13 protein-coding genes and 2 tRNA genes are annotated in these 12,513 nt (G+C 59.0%); 7 read left to right on the top strand and 8 right to left on the bottom strand.

Annotated elements, in window-relative coordinates; all coding sequences use genetic code 11:
• Nucleotides 1-30: 30 nt before the first annotated feature.
• From AB4Z23_RS03565 to AB4Z23_RS03545, 5 genes are all read right to left on the bottom strand, one after another.
• Entirely contained in the window at nt 31-1,071 is a 1,041-nt protein-coding gene (locus AB4Z23_RS03565) for a sulfate/molybdate ABC transporter ATP-binding protein (protein ID WP_003511873.1), read from the bottom strand.
• A gap of 11 nt (nt 1,072-1,082) precedes the next feature.
• The gene (gene cysW / locus AB4Z23_RS03560; protein ID WP_003511871.1) at nt 1,083-1,952 is read right to left on the bottom strand and encodes a sulfate ABC transporter permease subunit CysW; all 870 of its coding nucleotides are present in this window, start codon (nt 1,950-1,952) and stop codon (nt 1,083-1,085) included.
• On the bottom strand, nt 1,945-2,802 hold the full coding sequence (gene cysT, locus AB4Z23_RS03555; RefSeq protein WP_421477913.1) for a sulfate ABC transporter permease subunit CysT: 858 nt from the start codon (nt 2,800-2,802) through the stop codon (nt 1,945-1,947). The genes cysW and cysT overlap by 8 nt, the downstream gene beginning before the upstream one ends.
• A gap of 201 nt (nt 2,803-3,003) precedes the next feature.
• Nucleotides 3,004-4,029, bottom strand: coding sequence for a sulfate ABC transporter substrate-binding protein (locus AB4Z23_RS03550; RefSeq protein WP_003511869.1), 1,026 nt, complete (start codon nt 4,027-4,029; stop codon nt 3,004-3,006).
• Between the two features lie 245 nt (nt 4,030-4,274).
• On the bottom strand, nt 4,275-4,715 hold the full coding sequence (locus AB4Z23_RS03545) for an RrF2 family transcriptional regulator (RefSeq protein WP_025592702.1): 441 nt from the start codon (nt 4,713-4,715) through the stop codon (nt 4,275-4,277).
• Nucleotides 4,716-4,919: 204 nt separating this feature from the next.
• On the opposite strand from AB4Z23_RS03545, the gene AB4Z23_RS03540 reads away from it, so the two are divergent.
• The 3 genes from AB4Z23_RS03540 to cysN are packed head-to-tail and all read left to right on the top strand — an operon-like array spanning nt 4,920 to nt 8,164.
• Entirely contained in the window at nt 4,920-5,702 is a 783-nt protein-coding gene (locus tag AB4Z23_RS03540) for a phosphoadenylyl-sulfate reductase (RefSeq protein WP_013635643.1), read from the top strand.
• Nucleotides 5,703-5,729: 27 nt separating this feature from the next.
• The gene (gene cysD, locus AB4Z23_RS03535) at nt 5,730-6,683 is read left to right on the top strand and encodes a sulfate adenylyltransferase subunit CysD (protein ID WP_065661277.1); all 954 of its coding nucleotides are present in this window, start codon (nt 5,730-5,732) and stop codon (nt 6,681-6,683) included.
• Entirely contained in the window at nt 6,683-8,164 is a 1,482-nt protein-coding gene (gene cysN, locus AB4Z23_RS03530; RefSeq protein ID WP_003511861.1) for a sulfate adenylyltransferase subunit CysN, read from the top strand. Before cysD ends, cysN begins: the two co-directional genes overlap by 1 nt.
• 79 nt (nt 8,165-8,243) lie before the next feature.
• On the opposite strand, the gene AB4Z23_RS03525 is transcribed toward cysN, so the two are convergent.
• On the bottom strand, nt 8,244-8,471 hold the full coding sequence (locus AB4Z23_RS03525; protein ID WP_111798903.1) for a hypothetical protein: 228 nt from the start codon (nt 8,469-8,471) through the stop codon (nt 8,244-8,246).
• A 94-nt stretch (nt 8,472-8,565) separates the two neighbouring features.
• Between AB4Z23_RS03525 and AB4Z23_RS03520 the strand changes: the two genes are divergently transcribed.
• Nucleotides 8,566-8,796: a hypothetical protein gene (locus tag AB4Z23_RS03520; RefSeq protein WP_247643653.1), complete on the top strand. Its 231-nt coding sequence runs from the start codon at nt 8,566-8,568 to the stop codon at nt 8,794-8,796.
• Nucleotides 8,793-9,113 carry a hypothetical protein gene (locus tag AB4Z23_RS03515; protein WP_421477912.1) on the top strand — a complete coding sequence of 107 codons (321 nt, stop codon included), beginning with the start codon at nt 8,793-8,795 and terminating at the stop codon, nt 9,111-9,113. The genes AB4Z23_RS03520 and AB4Z23_RS03515 overlap by 4 nt, the downstream gene beginning before the upstream one ends.
• 160 nt (nt 9,114-9,273) lie before the next feature.
• Here the strand turns inward: AB4Z23_RS03515 and AB4Z23_RS03510 are convergent.
• A tRNA-Pro gene (locus AB4Z23_RS03510) sits at nt 9,274-9,350 on the bottom strand.
• A gap of 264 nt (nt 9,351-9,614) precedes the next feature.
• On the opposite strand from AB4Z23_RS03510, the gene AB4Z23_RS03505 reads away from it, so the two are divergent.
• Together AB4Z23_RS03505 and mqo are read left to right on the top strand one after the other, a co-directional pair.
• Entirely contained in the window at nt 9,615-10,034 is a 420-nt protein-coding gene (locus AB4Z23_RS03505; RefSeq protein ID WP_421477911.1) for a hypothetical protein, read from the top strand.
• 388 nt (nt 10,035-10,422) lie between these two features.
• Nucleotides 10,423-12,156 carry a malate dehydrogenase (quinone) gene (gene mqo / locus AB4Z23_RS03500; RefSeq protein WP_421477910.1) on the top strand — a complete coding sequence of 578 codons (1,734 nt, stop codon included), beginning with the start codon at nt 10,423-10,425 and terminating at the stop codon, nt 12,154-12,156.
• Nucleotides 12,157-12,419: 263 nt separating this feature from the next.
• Here the strand turns inward: mqo and AB4Z23_RS03495 are convergent.
• Nucleotides 12,420-12,494 (bottom strand) — tRNA-Gln (locus AB4Z23_RS03495).
• Nucleotides 12,495-12,513 lie beyond the last annotated feature (19 nt).

The following is a 12,513-nucleotide window of genomic DNA, read 5'->3' as shown; positions in this document are numbered from 1 at the left end:
GCCAGCTGCCAATCGCAGCCGCATCTGCCCTTACTTCTTGCCAAACACCTTCCACCGTGTCGGGCGAAACCGCAGTTCGGCACCTACCGCCACGGCGGCGTTGAGCGGCACCTCGATTTCGAGGTGATAGGGGTCATGGCCGTTATTGGCGATGTCGATTTCGGCGATGCGGGTGCCGGCGAGGCGGCGACAGGTGGTAACCTTGCCGTAAAGCGCGTTTTTCTCGTCGGTCAGCACCACATCTTCCGGACGGAAGAACAGCTCGCCCTCACCTGCGCCATTTTCGGCGACGCCGATGCTCTCGCCCTGAAACACCACCTGGCCGTCGCGGATCGTCACCGGCAGGCTGGAGGATTCGCCGATGAAGGAGAAGACGAACGGGGAATTGGGCGTGTCGTAGACGTCATCCGCCGTGCCGACCTGTTCGATCTTGCCCTGGCTCATGACAACGACGCGGTCGGCCAGTTCCAGTGCTTCTTCCTGATCGTGGGTAACGAAGACGGTGGTGTGGCCCGTGCGGTCGTGGAACTCGCGCAGCCAGCGGCGCAGTTCCTTGCGCACCTTGGCATCGAGTGCGCCAAAGGGTTCATCGAGCAGCAGCACCTTCGGCTCGATGGCAACTGCGCGAGCCAGCGCCACACGCTGACGCTGGCCGCCGGAAAGCTGGGTGGGGTAACGCTTTTCGAGGCCGGTCAGATGCACCATGTCCAGAAGCTCCGAAACTCGCCTGCGGATTTCCGCTTTCGGCGGGCGGGAGGCGGAAGGGCGCACCTTCAGGCCGAAGGCGATGTTGTCGGCAACCGTCATATGGCGGAACAGGGCGTAGTGCTGAAATACAAAACCGACATTGCGCTCCTGCACCGAGCGGTGCGAGGCATCCTCATCGCCGAAGAAGATGCGGCCTTGGGTCGGCTGCTCCAGGCCGGCGATGAGGCGCAGCAGCGTCGTCTTGCCGGAACCGGAGGGACCGAGCAGCGCGATCAGCTCGCCGGAACGAATGTCGAGCGACACGTCGTTCAGCGCCGGAAAGCGATCAAACTGCTTGGTGATGCCGGAAACTTTCACTTCCATGAATATGCCTTTCAATGCTTGCCGGCTGCGTTGCCCGCGCCAAAGCGTATTTCGAGAATGGTTTTGAGAACGAGCGTCACGAGCGCCAGACCAGCCAGCAGCGTCGCCACCGCGAAGGCCGCGCCGATATTGTACTCATTATAGAGTATCTCGACATGCAGCGGCATGGTGTTGGTCTCGCCGCGAATATGGCCTGATACGACAGAGACGGCGCCGAACTCGCCCATGGCGCGGGCGTTGCAGAGCAGCACCCCGTAGAGCAGTCCCCATTTGATATTCGGCAGCGTGACATACCAGAAGGTCTGCCAGCCGGTTGCGCCAAGCGAGATCGCCGCCTCCTCATCGCCATTGCCCTGCTCCTGCATCAGCGGGATCAGTTCACGCGCGACGAAGGGAAAGGTGACGAAGATGGTGGCTAGCACGATGCCCGGAACAGCAAAGAGGATTTCGATGCCATAACTCTTCAGCCATGGCCCGAGCACGCTGTGCGAAGAGAACAGGATGACATAAACCAGACCCGATATGACCGGCGAGATCGAGAACGGCAGGTCGATCAGCGTTATCAGGAATGCCTTGCCCTTGAACTCGAATTTCGCAATCGCCCAGGCGGCGGCGACACCGAAGATAAGGTTGAGCGGTACCGAAATGGCAGCGACAAGCAGTGTCAGACGGATGGCGGAGAGTGCATCCGGCTCGACGATCGCTTCCCAGAAGGCATCGGCGCCTTTGCGAAATGCCTCGAAGAACACCGATACCAGCGGCAGCACGAGGAAGGCCGCAAGGAACAGGAAGGCAATGGCAATCAGCACCAGCCGGGCAGGCAGGCTCTCGCTGGCGGGATCGCGGAACGGTCGGGAGGAGGTGCGCGAAGCATCAGACATAACCGTACCTCTTGCGGCTCCAGGCCTGAATGAGATTGATGAGGAACAGCATGGCGAAGGAAATGATCAGCATGATGGTAGCGATGGCCGTCGCGCCCGCATAATTGAACTCCTCCAGCCGGATGACGATGAGGAGCGGTGCGATTTCCGAGACGTAGGGAATATTGCCGGCGATGAAGATGACCGAGCCGTACTCTCCGATACCGCGCGCGAAGGCGAGTGCGAAGCCCGTCAGGATGGCGGGCGTGAGGCTTGGCAGCAGCACCCGGCTGATGGTCTGGAAACGGTTGGCCCCGAGCGTTGCCGCCACCTCCTCCACCTGCCGGTCTATTTCTTCCATGACCGGCTGCACGGTGCGGACCACGAATGGCAGGCCGATGAAGATCAGCGCGATGACGATACCGGTCGGCGTAAAAGCGATCTTGATGCCGAAGGGTTCGAACAGCGAGCCAACCCAGCCGCGATTGGCATAAAGCGTGGTGAGCGCGATGCCGGCAACCGCCGTCGGCAGGGCAAAGGGCAGATCCACGATGGCATCAACGAAACGCCGGCCGGGAAAACGATACCGCGTGAGAACCCAGGCGACGATGACTCCAAAAACAGCGTTCACCAGTGCGGCGATGAAGGCGGTGCCGAAACTGACGCGCAGTGCATTCAGTGTACGGCTATCGACAGCGATCGCAATAAAATCTGCAAAACCAAGTTTCGCCGTGGACCAGATGAGGCCGCCGAGCGGAATAAGAATGATGAGAAACAGATAGACGACCGTGTAACCGAACGTCAGGCCGAAGCCGGGTATCACGCTCGATTGAGGCCACTTCCACCTGTTTCCGGATGTATTATTGCTCATCAACGCTCCGGATAATCTTTAGTTTGGCACATTTCCGGACAGAAAACCGGGGTCCACTTTTCCTGGAAATGCTCTCTGGGAGCCGGTGTTCCCCGGCCTTGTTATAAAGGATCGACCGGCACGGTGTCCGGTCGATCGATTTGTCGTTTTTCAAGTTCCCTTAAGCGGGGTGGGCGGATTTGTCTTCAGCCCATCATCCGCTTACTTGGCGGGCTTGTAAATCTGGTCGAAGATGCCGCCGTCACCGAAATGTTCAGGCTGCGCCTTGGCCCAACCGCCAAACTGCGGATCGTCGATGGTGACGAGCTTGATGTCGGGCAGCTGCTTCAGCAGATCCTTGGAGACAACTGCGGGGTTGGATGGACGATAGAAGTGCTTCGCCGCAATGTTCTGACCTTCGTCGGAATAGAGATATTGCAGATAGGCTTCCGCCGCCTTGCGGGTGCCCTTGGCGTCGACGTTCGCGTCAACCACGGCGACCGGCGGCTCGGCGAGGATCGAGATCGGCGGCACGATGATGTCGAAGGCATCCGCGCCGAATTCCTGACCGGCCAGATAGGCTTCGTTTTCCCAGGCCAGCAGCACGTCGCCGATCTGGCGCTGCGCAAATGTGACCGTGGAGCCGCGGGCACCGGTATCGAGCACCGGAGCGCGCTTGTAGAGTTCACCGACATAGGCCTTGATCTTGTCCTGATCGCCCTTGAATTCTTCATTCGCCCATGCCCAGGCGGCAAGGTAATTCCAGCGTGCGCCACCAGAGGTCTTGGGGTTCGGGGTAACGATCTGTACGTCGCCCTTTACCAGATCGCCCCAGTTATGGATTCCCTTCGGGTTGCCCTTGCGGACGAGGAACACGATGGTGGAGGTGTAGGGCGAGGAATTATGCGGCAGGCGGCCGCGCCAGTCCTTGTTGATCTTGCCGGAATTCTGGACGATGGCATCGATATCGCTCTGCAGCGCCAGCGTCACCACATCGGCTTCCAGACCGTCGATGACCGAGCGAGCCTGCTTGCCGGAGCCGCCATGCGACTGCTGGATCGTGACATCCTCACCGGTATCGGCCTTCCACTTCTTGGCGAAGGCTTCGTTGAAATCCTTGTAGAGTTCGCGGGTCGGATCATAGGACACGTTAAGCAGCTTGGTCTGCGCGGCAGCCGAGCCGACACCTCCCAGAGCCAGCGATAGACCGAGAGCGAAAACGCTCAAACCGGACAGAAGCTTGGACATCGGTATTCCCTCCTGATGAAGATGGCTTAACTCTACTGGACCGGTAGAGTTGGTCAATGAGGCCGAATACGATCGAAAAAGTGTTTCCCGAGAGCGTTTCCACGGGCAACAAATACAGCGCAGCATAGGCGAAAGGCGCAACAAGCGTCGTGTAAAACTTTGCTGAATGCAAAACCGTTTCACATTTTTGACGATTTTTTGGCGTTACGGCGAAAAATATTCAGGTGTTTTAGACGATTTTTTCGTCAGGCCGTCAAAAGTTCGGGCACTTCCACGCCTGCAACGGCATCCGCAACGGTGGTGTTGAAAAGGATATTGCGGGTGGCATCGGCCACGCGGGCGAAGACGTGGCGTATTTCGCACTGCTTTTCGCCATCGCAATCCTCGCACCGGCGATAGGCGGTCTGCGACAGGCAGGGCAAGGGAGCCAGCGGCCCGTCGATGAGGCGCAGCACCTCGCCGAAGGTGATATCGGCAGCCGGGCGCGCCAGCAAATAACCGCCCTGCTTGCCGCGCCTGCTTTCGACGATGCGTTCCTTCTTCATTTCGAGAAGGATCTGTTCAAGGAATTTTTTCGGAATGGCCTGTTCGCGGGCAATATCGGAAATTTGCACAGGACAGCCGCCGTCGGCCTTTGCCAGCGAAAGAAGCGCCCTCAGCGCATATTTTGCCTTCTGCGAAATCATCGTGAAACCAGTAGAACACAAGCCCGGATACCCGGCAATTCCGGCTTAGCGCAGAAGTTGTCACAATTCAAATCCAAGCTGCAAAGAAGGTGAACGGGCATCTTTTGCTCATAGATCGTGCGCGTGAGGCATTTTTGCTCTGAAGTGCAGCGCACAAAGACTGTCATTTCTGTTCCAGAGGCCCGATTTCAACAATAATCGGCCATGGAAATCCCGGACGTGACAATGACGATCAATTCAGCAAATGCCTCTGCCGATACCGCATCCCTCGACGCCACGCTTGCCGGGCTCGATCTTGCAGGACGACTTTCCTTTATCGCCGGTCTTGGCGGCCGTGCGGTCTTCACCACCAGCCTCGGCATCGAGGACCAGGTCATCACGGCGGCCATCGGCACCCACCGGTTGCCGATCGACGTCGTGACGCTGGAAACCGGCCGGCTCTTCAAGGAAACCGTCGATCTCATCGAGGAAACCGAGGAACGCTTCGGCATCGACATCCGTCGCTTTCGGCCCGAACAGGACGATATCGACGCCTATGCCGAAAAATACGGCCTCAACGGTTTTTACGAAAGCATCGAGGCCCGTCACGCCTGCTGTCATGTCAGAAAGCTGATCCCGCTCGGCAAGGCGCTGGAAGGTGCCACCTTCTGGATCACCGGGCTCCGCCGCGGCCAGTCGGGCAATCGTGCGACCACACCTTTTGCCGAATTCGACGCTGAGCGTAATCTGATCAAGGTCAATGCCTTGGCGGACTGGGACATCGACCAGATCAAGGCCTATGTCGCTTCTGAAAACATTCCCGTCAATCCGTTGCATGCGCGTGGTTACCCCTCCATCGGCTGCGAGCCGTGTACACGCGCTATCAAGCCCGGCGAGCCTGAGCGCGCCGGACGATGGTGGTGGGAAAACGACGAGAAGCGCGAATGCGGTCTTCACGTCGCCGGTGCGGACCAGACATCCGCCATTTCCGCCATCCCACAACGATAATCATTCAGACCAGTTCCGGAGTTTAAAATGTCCAACGCAGTCCACGAGACGGACAGCAAGAATACTGTCGCATCCAAGCCGCCGCTCGATCCGCATCTGAAGGCGCTTGAAAACGAAGCCATTCATATCTTCCGCGAAGTCGCCGCCGAATTCGACAATCCCGTGATGCTCTATTCCATCGGCAAGGATTCGTCCGTGCTGCTGCATTTGGCGCGCAAGGCATTCTTCCCAGGCCGCGTGCCCTTCCCGCTGCTGCACGTCAATACGGGCTGGAAATTCAAGGAAATGATCGAATTCCGCGACAAGATCGTCAAGGAATATGACCTCGATCTCATCTCCTACACAAACCCGCGCGGCGCGAGCGAAAACGTGACGCCCTTCACCCACGGTTCGGCGCTCTACACCGACATCATGAAGACGGAAGCCCTGCGCCAGGCGCTAGACGCCGGTCAGTTCGATGCCGCCTTCGGCGGTGCGCGCCGCGACGAGGAAGCAAGCCGCGCCAAGGAGCGCATCTATTCCTTCCGCACGCCGGACCACAAATGGGACCCGCGCAACCAGCGCCCTGAGCTGTGGAACATCTATAACGGCATGGTCCGCAAGGGCGAAAGCGTGCGCGCCTTCCCGCTCTCCAACTGGACCGAAGTCGATATCTGGCGTTACATCGAGGCGGAAAACATTCCGCTCGTGCCGCTCTATTACGCCGCCGAGCGCCCCTATATCGAGCGTGACGGCATGATGATCCTTGCCGAAGACGAGCGGCTGGAGCTGCTGCCCGGCGAAGAGATCAAGCACGGCTCGATCCGCTTCCGCACGCTCGGCTGCTTCCCGCTGACCGGCGCGATCCACTCCGAGGCGGCGACGCTTCAGGAGGTCATCGCAGAGCTGGAAATCGCCACCGTTTCCGAGCGGCAGGGCCGCGCCATCGATCGAGACCAGTCCGGCTCGATGGAGAAGAAGAAGCGCGAGGGCTATTTCTGATGACCGCCGCTGCTACCAACACCGCCTCCACGGCCACCATTCTGCCCTTTGCCGAACATTCGAAGGCGACGCGTGATACGCGCCCGCTTCGTCTCATCACCTGCGGCAGCGTCGATGATGGCAAATCGACCCTGATCGGCCGTCTTCTGTGGGACACAAAGGCCGTCAAGGAAGATCAGGCCGCCACCCTGCACCGCGATAGCGGCAAGCAGAACGATCTCGGCCTGCCCGATTTCGCGCTGCTGCTCGACGGGTTGCAGGCAGAGCGCGAACAGGGCATCACCATCGATGTCGCTTATCGCTATTTCTCGACCGACCGGCGCGCCTTCATCGTGGCCGACACGCCCGGCCATGAGCAATATACCCGCAACATGGCGACCGGCGCTTCCACGGCCGATCTCGCCGTACTTTTGGTCGATGCGCGCACCGGCATTCTGGAACAGACACGCCGACACGCCACCATCGCGGCGCTGATGGGCATCCGGCAATTCGTGCTGGCAATCAACAAGATCGACCTGACGAATTACGACAAGGCCGGTTTTGAGCTGATCGCCCACGAATTCCGCGATTTCGCCTCCGACCTCGGCATCAAGCAGATCACAGCCATTCCAATGTCGGCGCTGAAGGGCGAAAACGTCGTGCTATCAGGCAAGGCCTCCATGCCCTGGTATGAAGGCCCGACGCTGGTCGAAACGCTGGAGCTTGCCACGGTGCGCTCGGCGCAATCGGGTGGTTTCCGCTTCCCTGTACAGCGCGTGTCGCGCCCCGGCGAAAGTTTCCGCGGTTATCAGGGCACGGTTGCCGGCGGCTCGGTCAAGCCGGGCGACAGCGTTGTCGTGCTGCCGTCGGGCATGGTCGCGAATGTCAAGCAGATCGTCACTTTCGATCTGGTGCGTAACGCCGCCGTTGCTGGTGACGCGGTCACGCTCGTTCTCGACCGTCAGGTGGACGTCTCGCGCGGCGACATGATCGTGTCCATCGAGGCACAACCGCAGACAGGGCTTGCCTTTGACGCGCAGATCGTGGCGTTGCAGCCAGGTGGCATCGAGGCCGGCAAACGTTACTGGCTGAAAAGCGGCAGCCGCCGCCAGCGCGTCAGCGTGCAGCCGGTCAGCCAGCTCAACCTGAAAGAAGGCGAATGGCAGGCGCACGAGACATCGCTGCCGATGAACGCCATCGGCAAGGTGCGGCTCTCCTTCGACGAGACGGCGATCTTCGATGCCTATGAGCAGAACCGGGCAACGGGCTCTTTCATCCTGATCGACCCCGACACCAATAACACGGTGGCGGGTGGCATGATTGCCGGCAAACGCAGCGTTGGCGCGACGGAAGAACAGGGTGACCGTGTCATTCTCTCCCTGCCCGCCCATCTTGCCGAGAAGCTTCTGGCAAGCGAACTGCTGGCCAAGCACCGCGACGAGATTGACATCCGCCGCACGGATGGCGCGACAGCCTCACGGCTGATCAGCGATCTGGACTGACAGACACGCACGCACAACAAAAAGGCGACCGTCCAAGCGGTCGCCTTTTTTGTTTGAAAGCCTTTGGATCAGGCCTCGTTTAAAACACGAACATGTAAAGCAGGATGATCACAAAAATCGGAACACCCATCGCCCACAGTGCAATACCTTTTAGCATGTTATCCTCCATCGTTGTTGTGTTGGGATAACGGTTGAGGCGCGGTTGCGTTCCCTGCGACTGCGCTGACGACGGCTTCATCGCAGTCGATAACGGCAAACGCATCAAGTTTTCGACGCTTGGCAGAGCCCAGAAGATGGCCAGCGTCATGGCGCTGTGTTCAGGCCCGGTTAATGACCGACACCTCACTCTCTCAGCAATGGAACTGCGTGGTTCAGCGCACGTTAGTGTCCGTCATTGGGAGATGAAGATTATGAAAATTCTGACTGCAGCGATCTGCCTGGTTTCGGTGGGCGTCCTAAGCGGCTGTGTCGATGATCGGGGCTACCGTAGCGGCGGATATTATACGACAGGCGTGTACTACCGCACCTATGAACGCGATCGCCACTACCGTGACTATGACCGTCGCGACTGGCGCGACCGGAGGGATTGGCGCGATCGTCGCGACTGGCGCGGTGATTACCGCTACCGATGATCGACTGGACCTACATTCAAGACCATTGGGATTGGGCGGGGCACATTCTAGAGGCCGTCATCATGGCGGCGATTGTTGCCCTTCTGTTTCGCCTGCTCGTTAGCTGGCGAATCGCGTGGATAATCGGGCTGGCCTTCGCCGCCGGTCATTTTCATGGCCGGGAAAAGCGGGACTACGAGGTGTCCGTAGAAATGCTTCCTCCCCATCTGGAAGGTTATTATTTCTGGAATTGGTCCTGGGATGGTTTAACCGACTTCTGGTCGACGGCTCTTGTTTGCCTTTTGCTCATTCTCCCGTTGGCGAGAATGAGAAATTGACCTTCCGTGCAATCACCAAAGTCGTGATTTGCAGCCGCGGACGCCGAATGCGTTTACCCGTCCGGTTTTAAACGGTCAGGTCTCCGTACGATGCCTTGATCCAAGGATCTTCAGAAGTGTTAGGATTATTTGAAAGCCCCGGGAAATATTGGGCTTAAGCTGGTCGGAGTGAGAGGATTCGAACCTCCGACCCCGTCGTCCCGAACGACGTGCGCTACCAGACTGCGCTACACTCCGTGACCAGCGGCGCTTCTATAGACCAGCCTCCAGCATTCGACAAGCGGCATATTGCATTTTTTGTGACAAGTTTTCAACGCGCTGCCAAGGGCGGTCGCCAAGTGCCTGCCGCACCGGGCGGCGTGTGGGAAAACGTTACAAAAAAGCAATTGTGGCAGGAAATTTTCGTCAAGCGGCACAGCTCCCCTGCCCGTCGCCGCCAAATCTGCTAGGGGAACGTAATGACCGGCGGGAAGCCGGACACGGCACAAAGGACATTTCACCATGCTATTTCGCAGCGTAACGCTCGCAGGGCTCGCCATTGCGCTCTCCGCCTGCACGACATCGACGGGCTCTGCCCCTTCCTTCACCCAGAAGAGCCCCGTTGAAACGCGGTGGGTCGGTCAGTCCGCAGGTATTTTCTTTGCAAAATTCGGCCCGCCGCTGAGCGACACGGAAACCGGCAGCTCGACCATCTATAACTGGCGCGGCGGTTACAAGAAGGCCACCATTCCGGCCAAGTTCGAAGAAGGCAAGGACGGCAAGAAGGGTCGCCAGATTTCGCCCGCCCGCACCGCCTCGCTCTCCTGCACGGTTCAGCTCACCGTCTCCAGCGACTACACGATCACTTCGGTACGCACGGTTTCCGACCGCCCCGGCGTCAACGGCCCGAGCTATTGCGCGGAATTCCTCGCCGCAAGCTGAGTTTTCGTACAGCAAACGAAACGAGCCAAGGCCTGCCCTAACCGGCGGGCCTTTTCACTTTTTTGCGATTATTGTCATTTTTCCTGAATTTTTTCACACGGACCAGCGCGACCTGATCCGCCAAGCGCGGCAAACGCCGAATTGACGGCGTTTTCGCGATATTCGCGCTTGAGACACTTTCAACCGTTTGAAAGCACCGTCTAATCCTCGCAACCACAAAAATGACAATCCGCAAAATGGCAGAAACTGCCAATGAGACCTTATGTCCCGGCAGAATCCCCGCAAAAGCGCTTGAACTGGAGTGAATAAGTCAGGGTTGTGCCTGTTTCGGCTTTGCTGTAACGGGGCGGCTGGGAGGAGTGTTTTTAACACAAAACAAGAATCAGGTATGGCCGTGACTCCCATCGATCAAGACAAATCCCAGCTCACTGATCTTTCCTCAGACGCGCTTCCCTCCCATGCGCTTCCAATGAACCGCAGACAGGTTCTCGGCACTGCGCTCGCAGGGCTTGCAGCGACAGCGCTGCCGACATCCTCGCTTCTCGCCAATACGGCTACCAAGAAGGTCGACGTGCTTCTGATCGGTGGCGGCATCATGAGCGCGACGCTCGGCGTGTGGCTGCGTGAACTGGAGCCAACCTGGTCGATGCAGATGCTCGAGCGGCTGGACGGCGTGGCGCTTGAAAGCTCCAACGGCTGGAACAATGCCGGCACCGGCCATTCCGCGCTTGCCGAGCTGAACTACACGCCGGAAGACGACAACGGCAACATCAAGATCAGCCAAGCCGTCAACATCAACGAATCCTTCCAGATTTCCCGGCAGTTCTGGGCATGGCAGGTGCGTAACGGCGTTTTGAAGAACCCGCGCTCCTTCATCAACCACACGCCGCATATGAGCTTCGTCTGGGGCGATGAGAACATCGCCTATCTCGAAAAGCGCTACGAGGCGCTGAAGGCAAGCCCGCTTTTTGCCGGCATGGAATATTCCAGCGACCCCGAGCAGCTTAAGAAATGGGTGCCGCTGATGATGGAAGGGCGCGATCCTTCCCAGAAGATCGGCGCGACCTGGTCTCCGCTCGGCACCGACATGGAATTCGGCGAGATCACCCGCCAGTTCGTTTCGCATCTGCAAAGCGACCGGAATTTCGACCTGCAGGTCAACAGCGAGGTTTCCGATATCCAGCGCAATGCCGATGGCAGCTGGCGCGTGACCTATAGCAACCTGAAGACCGATGCTGAGCAGACCGTGGATGCGAAATTCGTGTTCATCGGCGCCGGCGGCGGTGCGCTGCATCTGTTGCAGATGTCCGGTATTCCGGAAGGCGACAATTACGCCGGTTTCCCGGTCGGTGGCTCGTTCCTGATCAACGACAATCCTGACGTGACGATGCAGCATCTGGCCAAGGCCTACGGCAAGGCCTCGGTCGGCTCGCCGCCCATGTCGGTTCCACACCTGGATACCCGCGTGCTTGGTGGCAAGCGCGTCATCCTGTTTGGACCATTCGCCACCTTCTCCACCAAGTTCCTGAAGGAAGGCTCCTATTTCGATCTCGTCTCCTCCGTCACGACAAGCAATGCCTGGCCGATGGTGCGCGTCGGCATCGATGAATATCCGCTGGTGGAATATCTCGCCGGCCAGCTGATGATGTCCGACGACGACCGCTTTGCCGCGTTGAAGGAGTATTTCCCGAACGCGAAACAGGGCGAATGGCGTCTGTGGCAGGCGGGCCAGCGCGTGCAGATCATCAAGCGCGACGAGGAAAAGGGCGGTGTACTCAGGCTCGGCACGGAAATCGTCGCCGCGCAGGATGGCAGCATCGCCGGTCTGCTCGGCGCCTCCCCTGGCGCCTCCACGGCCGCACCGATCATGCTGAGCGTTCTGGAAAAGGTCTTCAAGGACAAGGTGGCAACACCGGAATGGCAGGCCAAGATCCGCCAGATCGTTCCGAGCTACGGCACCAAGCTCAATGACGACCCGGAAAAAGTGCAGCAGGAATGGACTTATACGGCCGAGCACCTGCAATTGCCGACCCCGCCGCAGATCGATCTTGGCGCGCTGAAGGGCGCGGGAGCGGCACCTGCTGGCGCGCCGGTCAAGAAGGTTCCCGATATCGCGCTTTAAGGCTTAGCCGCGATTTTAAGTTTGGACGCCGCGTGTCTTTGGATGCGCGGCGTTTCTGTTTAAGCAGGCCTTTAACGCACACGCGTCATCCTGGCCTCTTCGCGAGGATCCATGGATTTCAACGGCTTGTGGATCCTCGGGTCAAAGCTGATGATGACGGAGGACAGGTTTTCGCGCGTCACAACGTCCGGGATCGCAGCGAAATAGCTCGGCTGGTAGATGCACGCCGGCACCTGTGCACGCTGTTCTGATTTTGGAAGTGATGGCTGGGGCGCCAGGATTCGAACCTGGGAATGCCGGTACCAAAAACCGGTGCCTTACCGCTTGGCGACGCCCCAACAGGGCAGCTTGGGCGAA

The organism is Agrobacterium sp. MCAB5 (assembly GCF_052114365.1).
GTDB lineage: Bacteria > Pseudomonadota > Alphaproteobacteria > Rhizobiales > Rhizobiaceae > Agrobacterium > Agrobacterium tumefaciens.
Note: the sequence above shows the minus strand (reverse complement) of the source record. Positions and strands in the feature narration are given on the sequence as shown.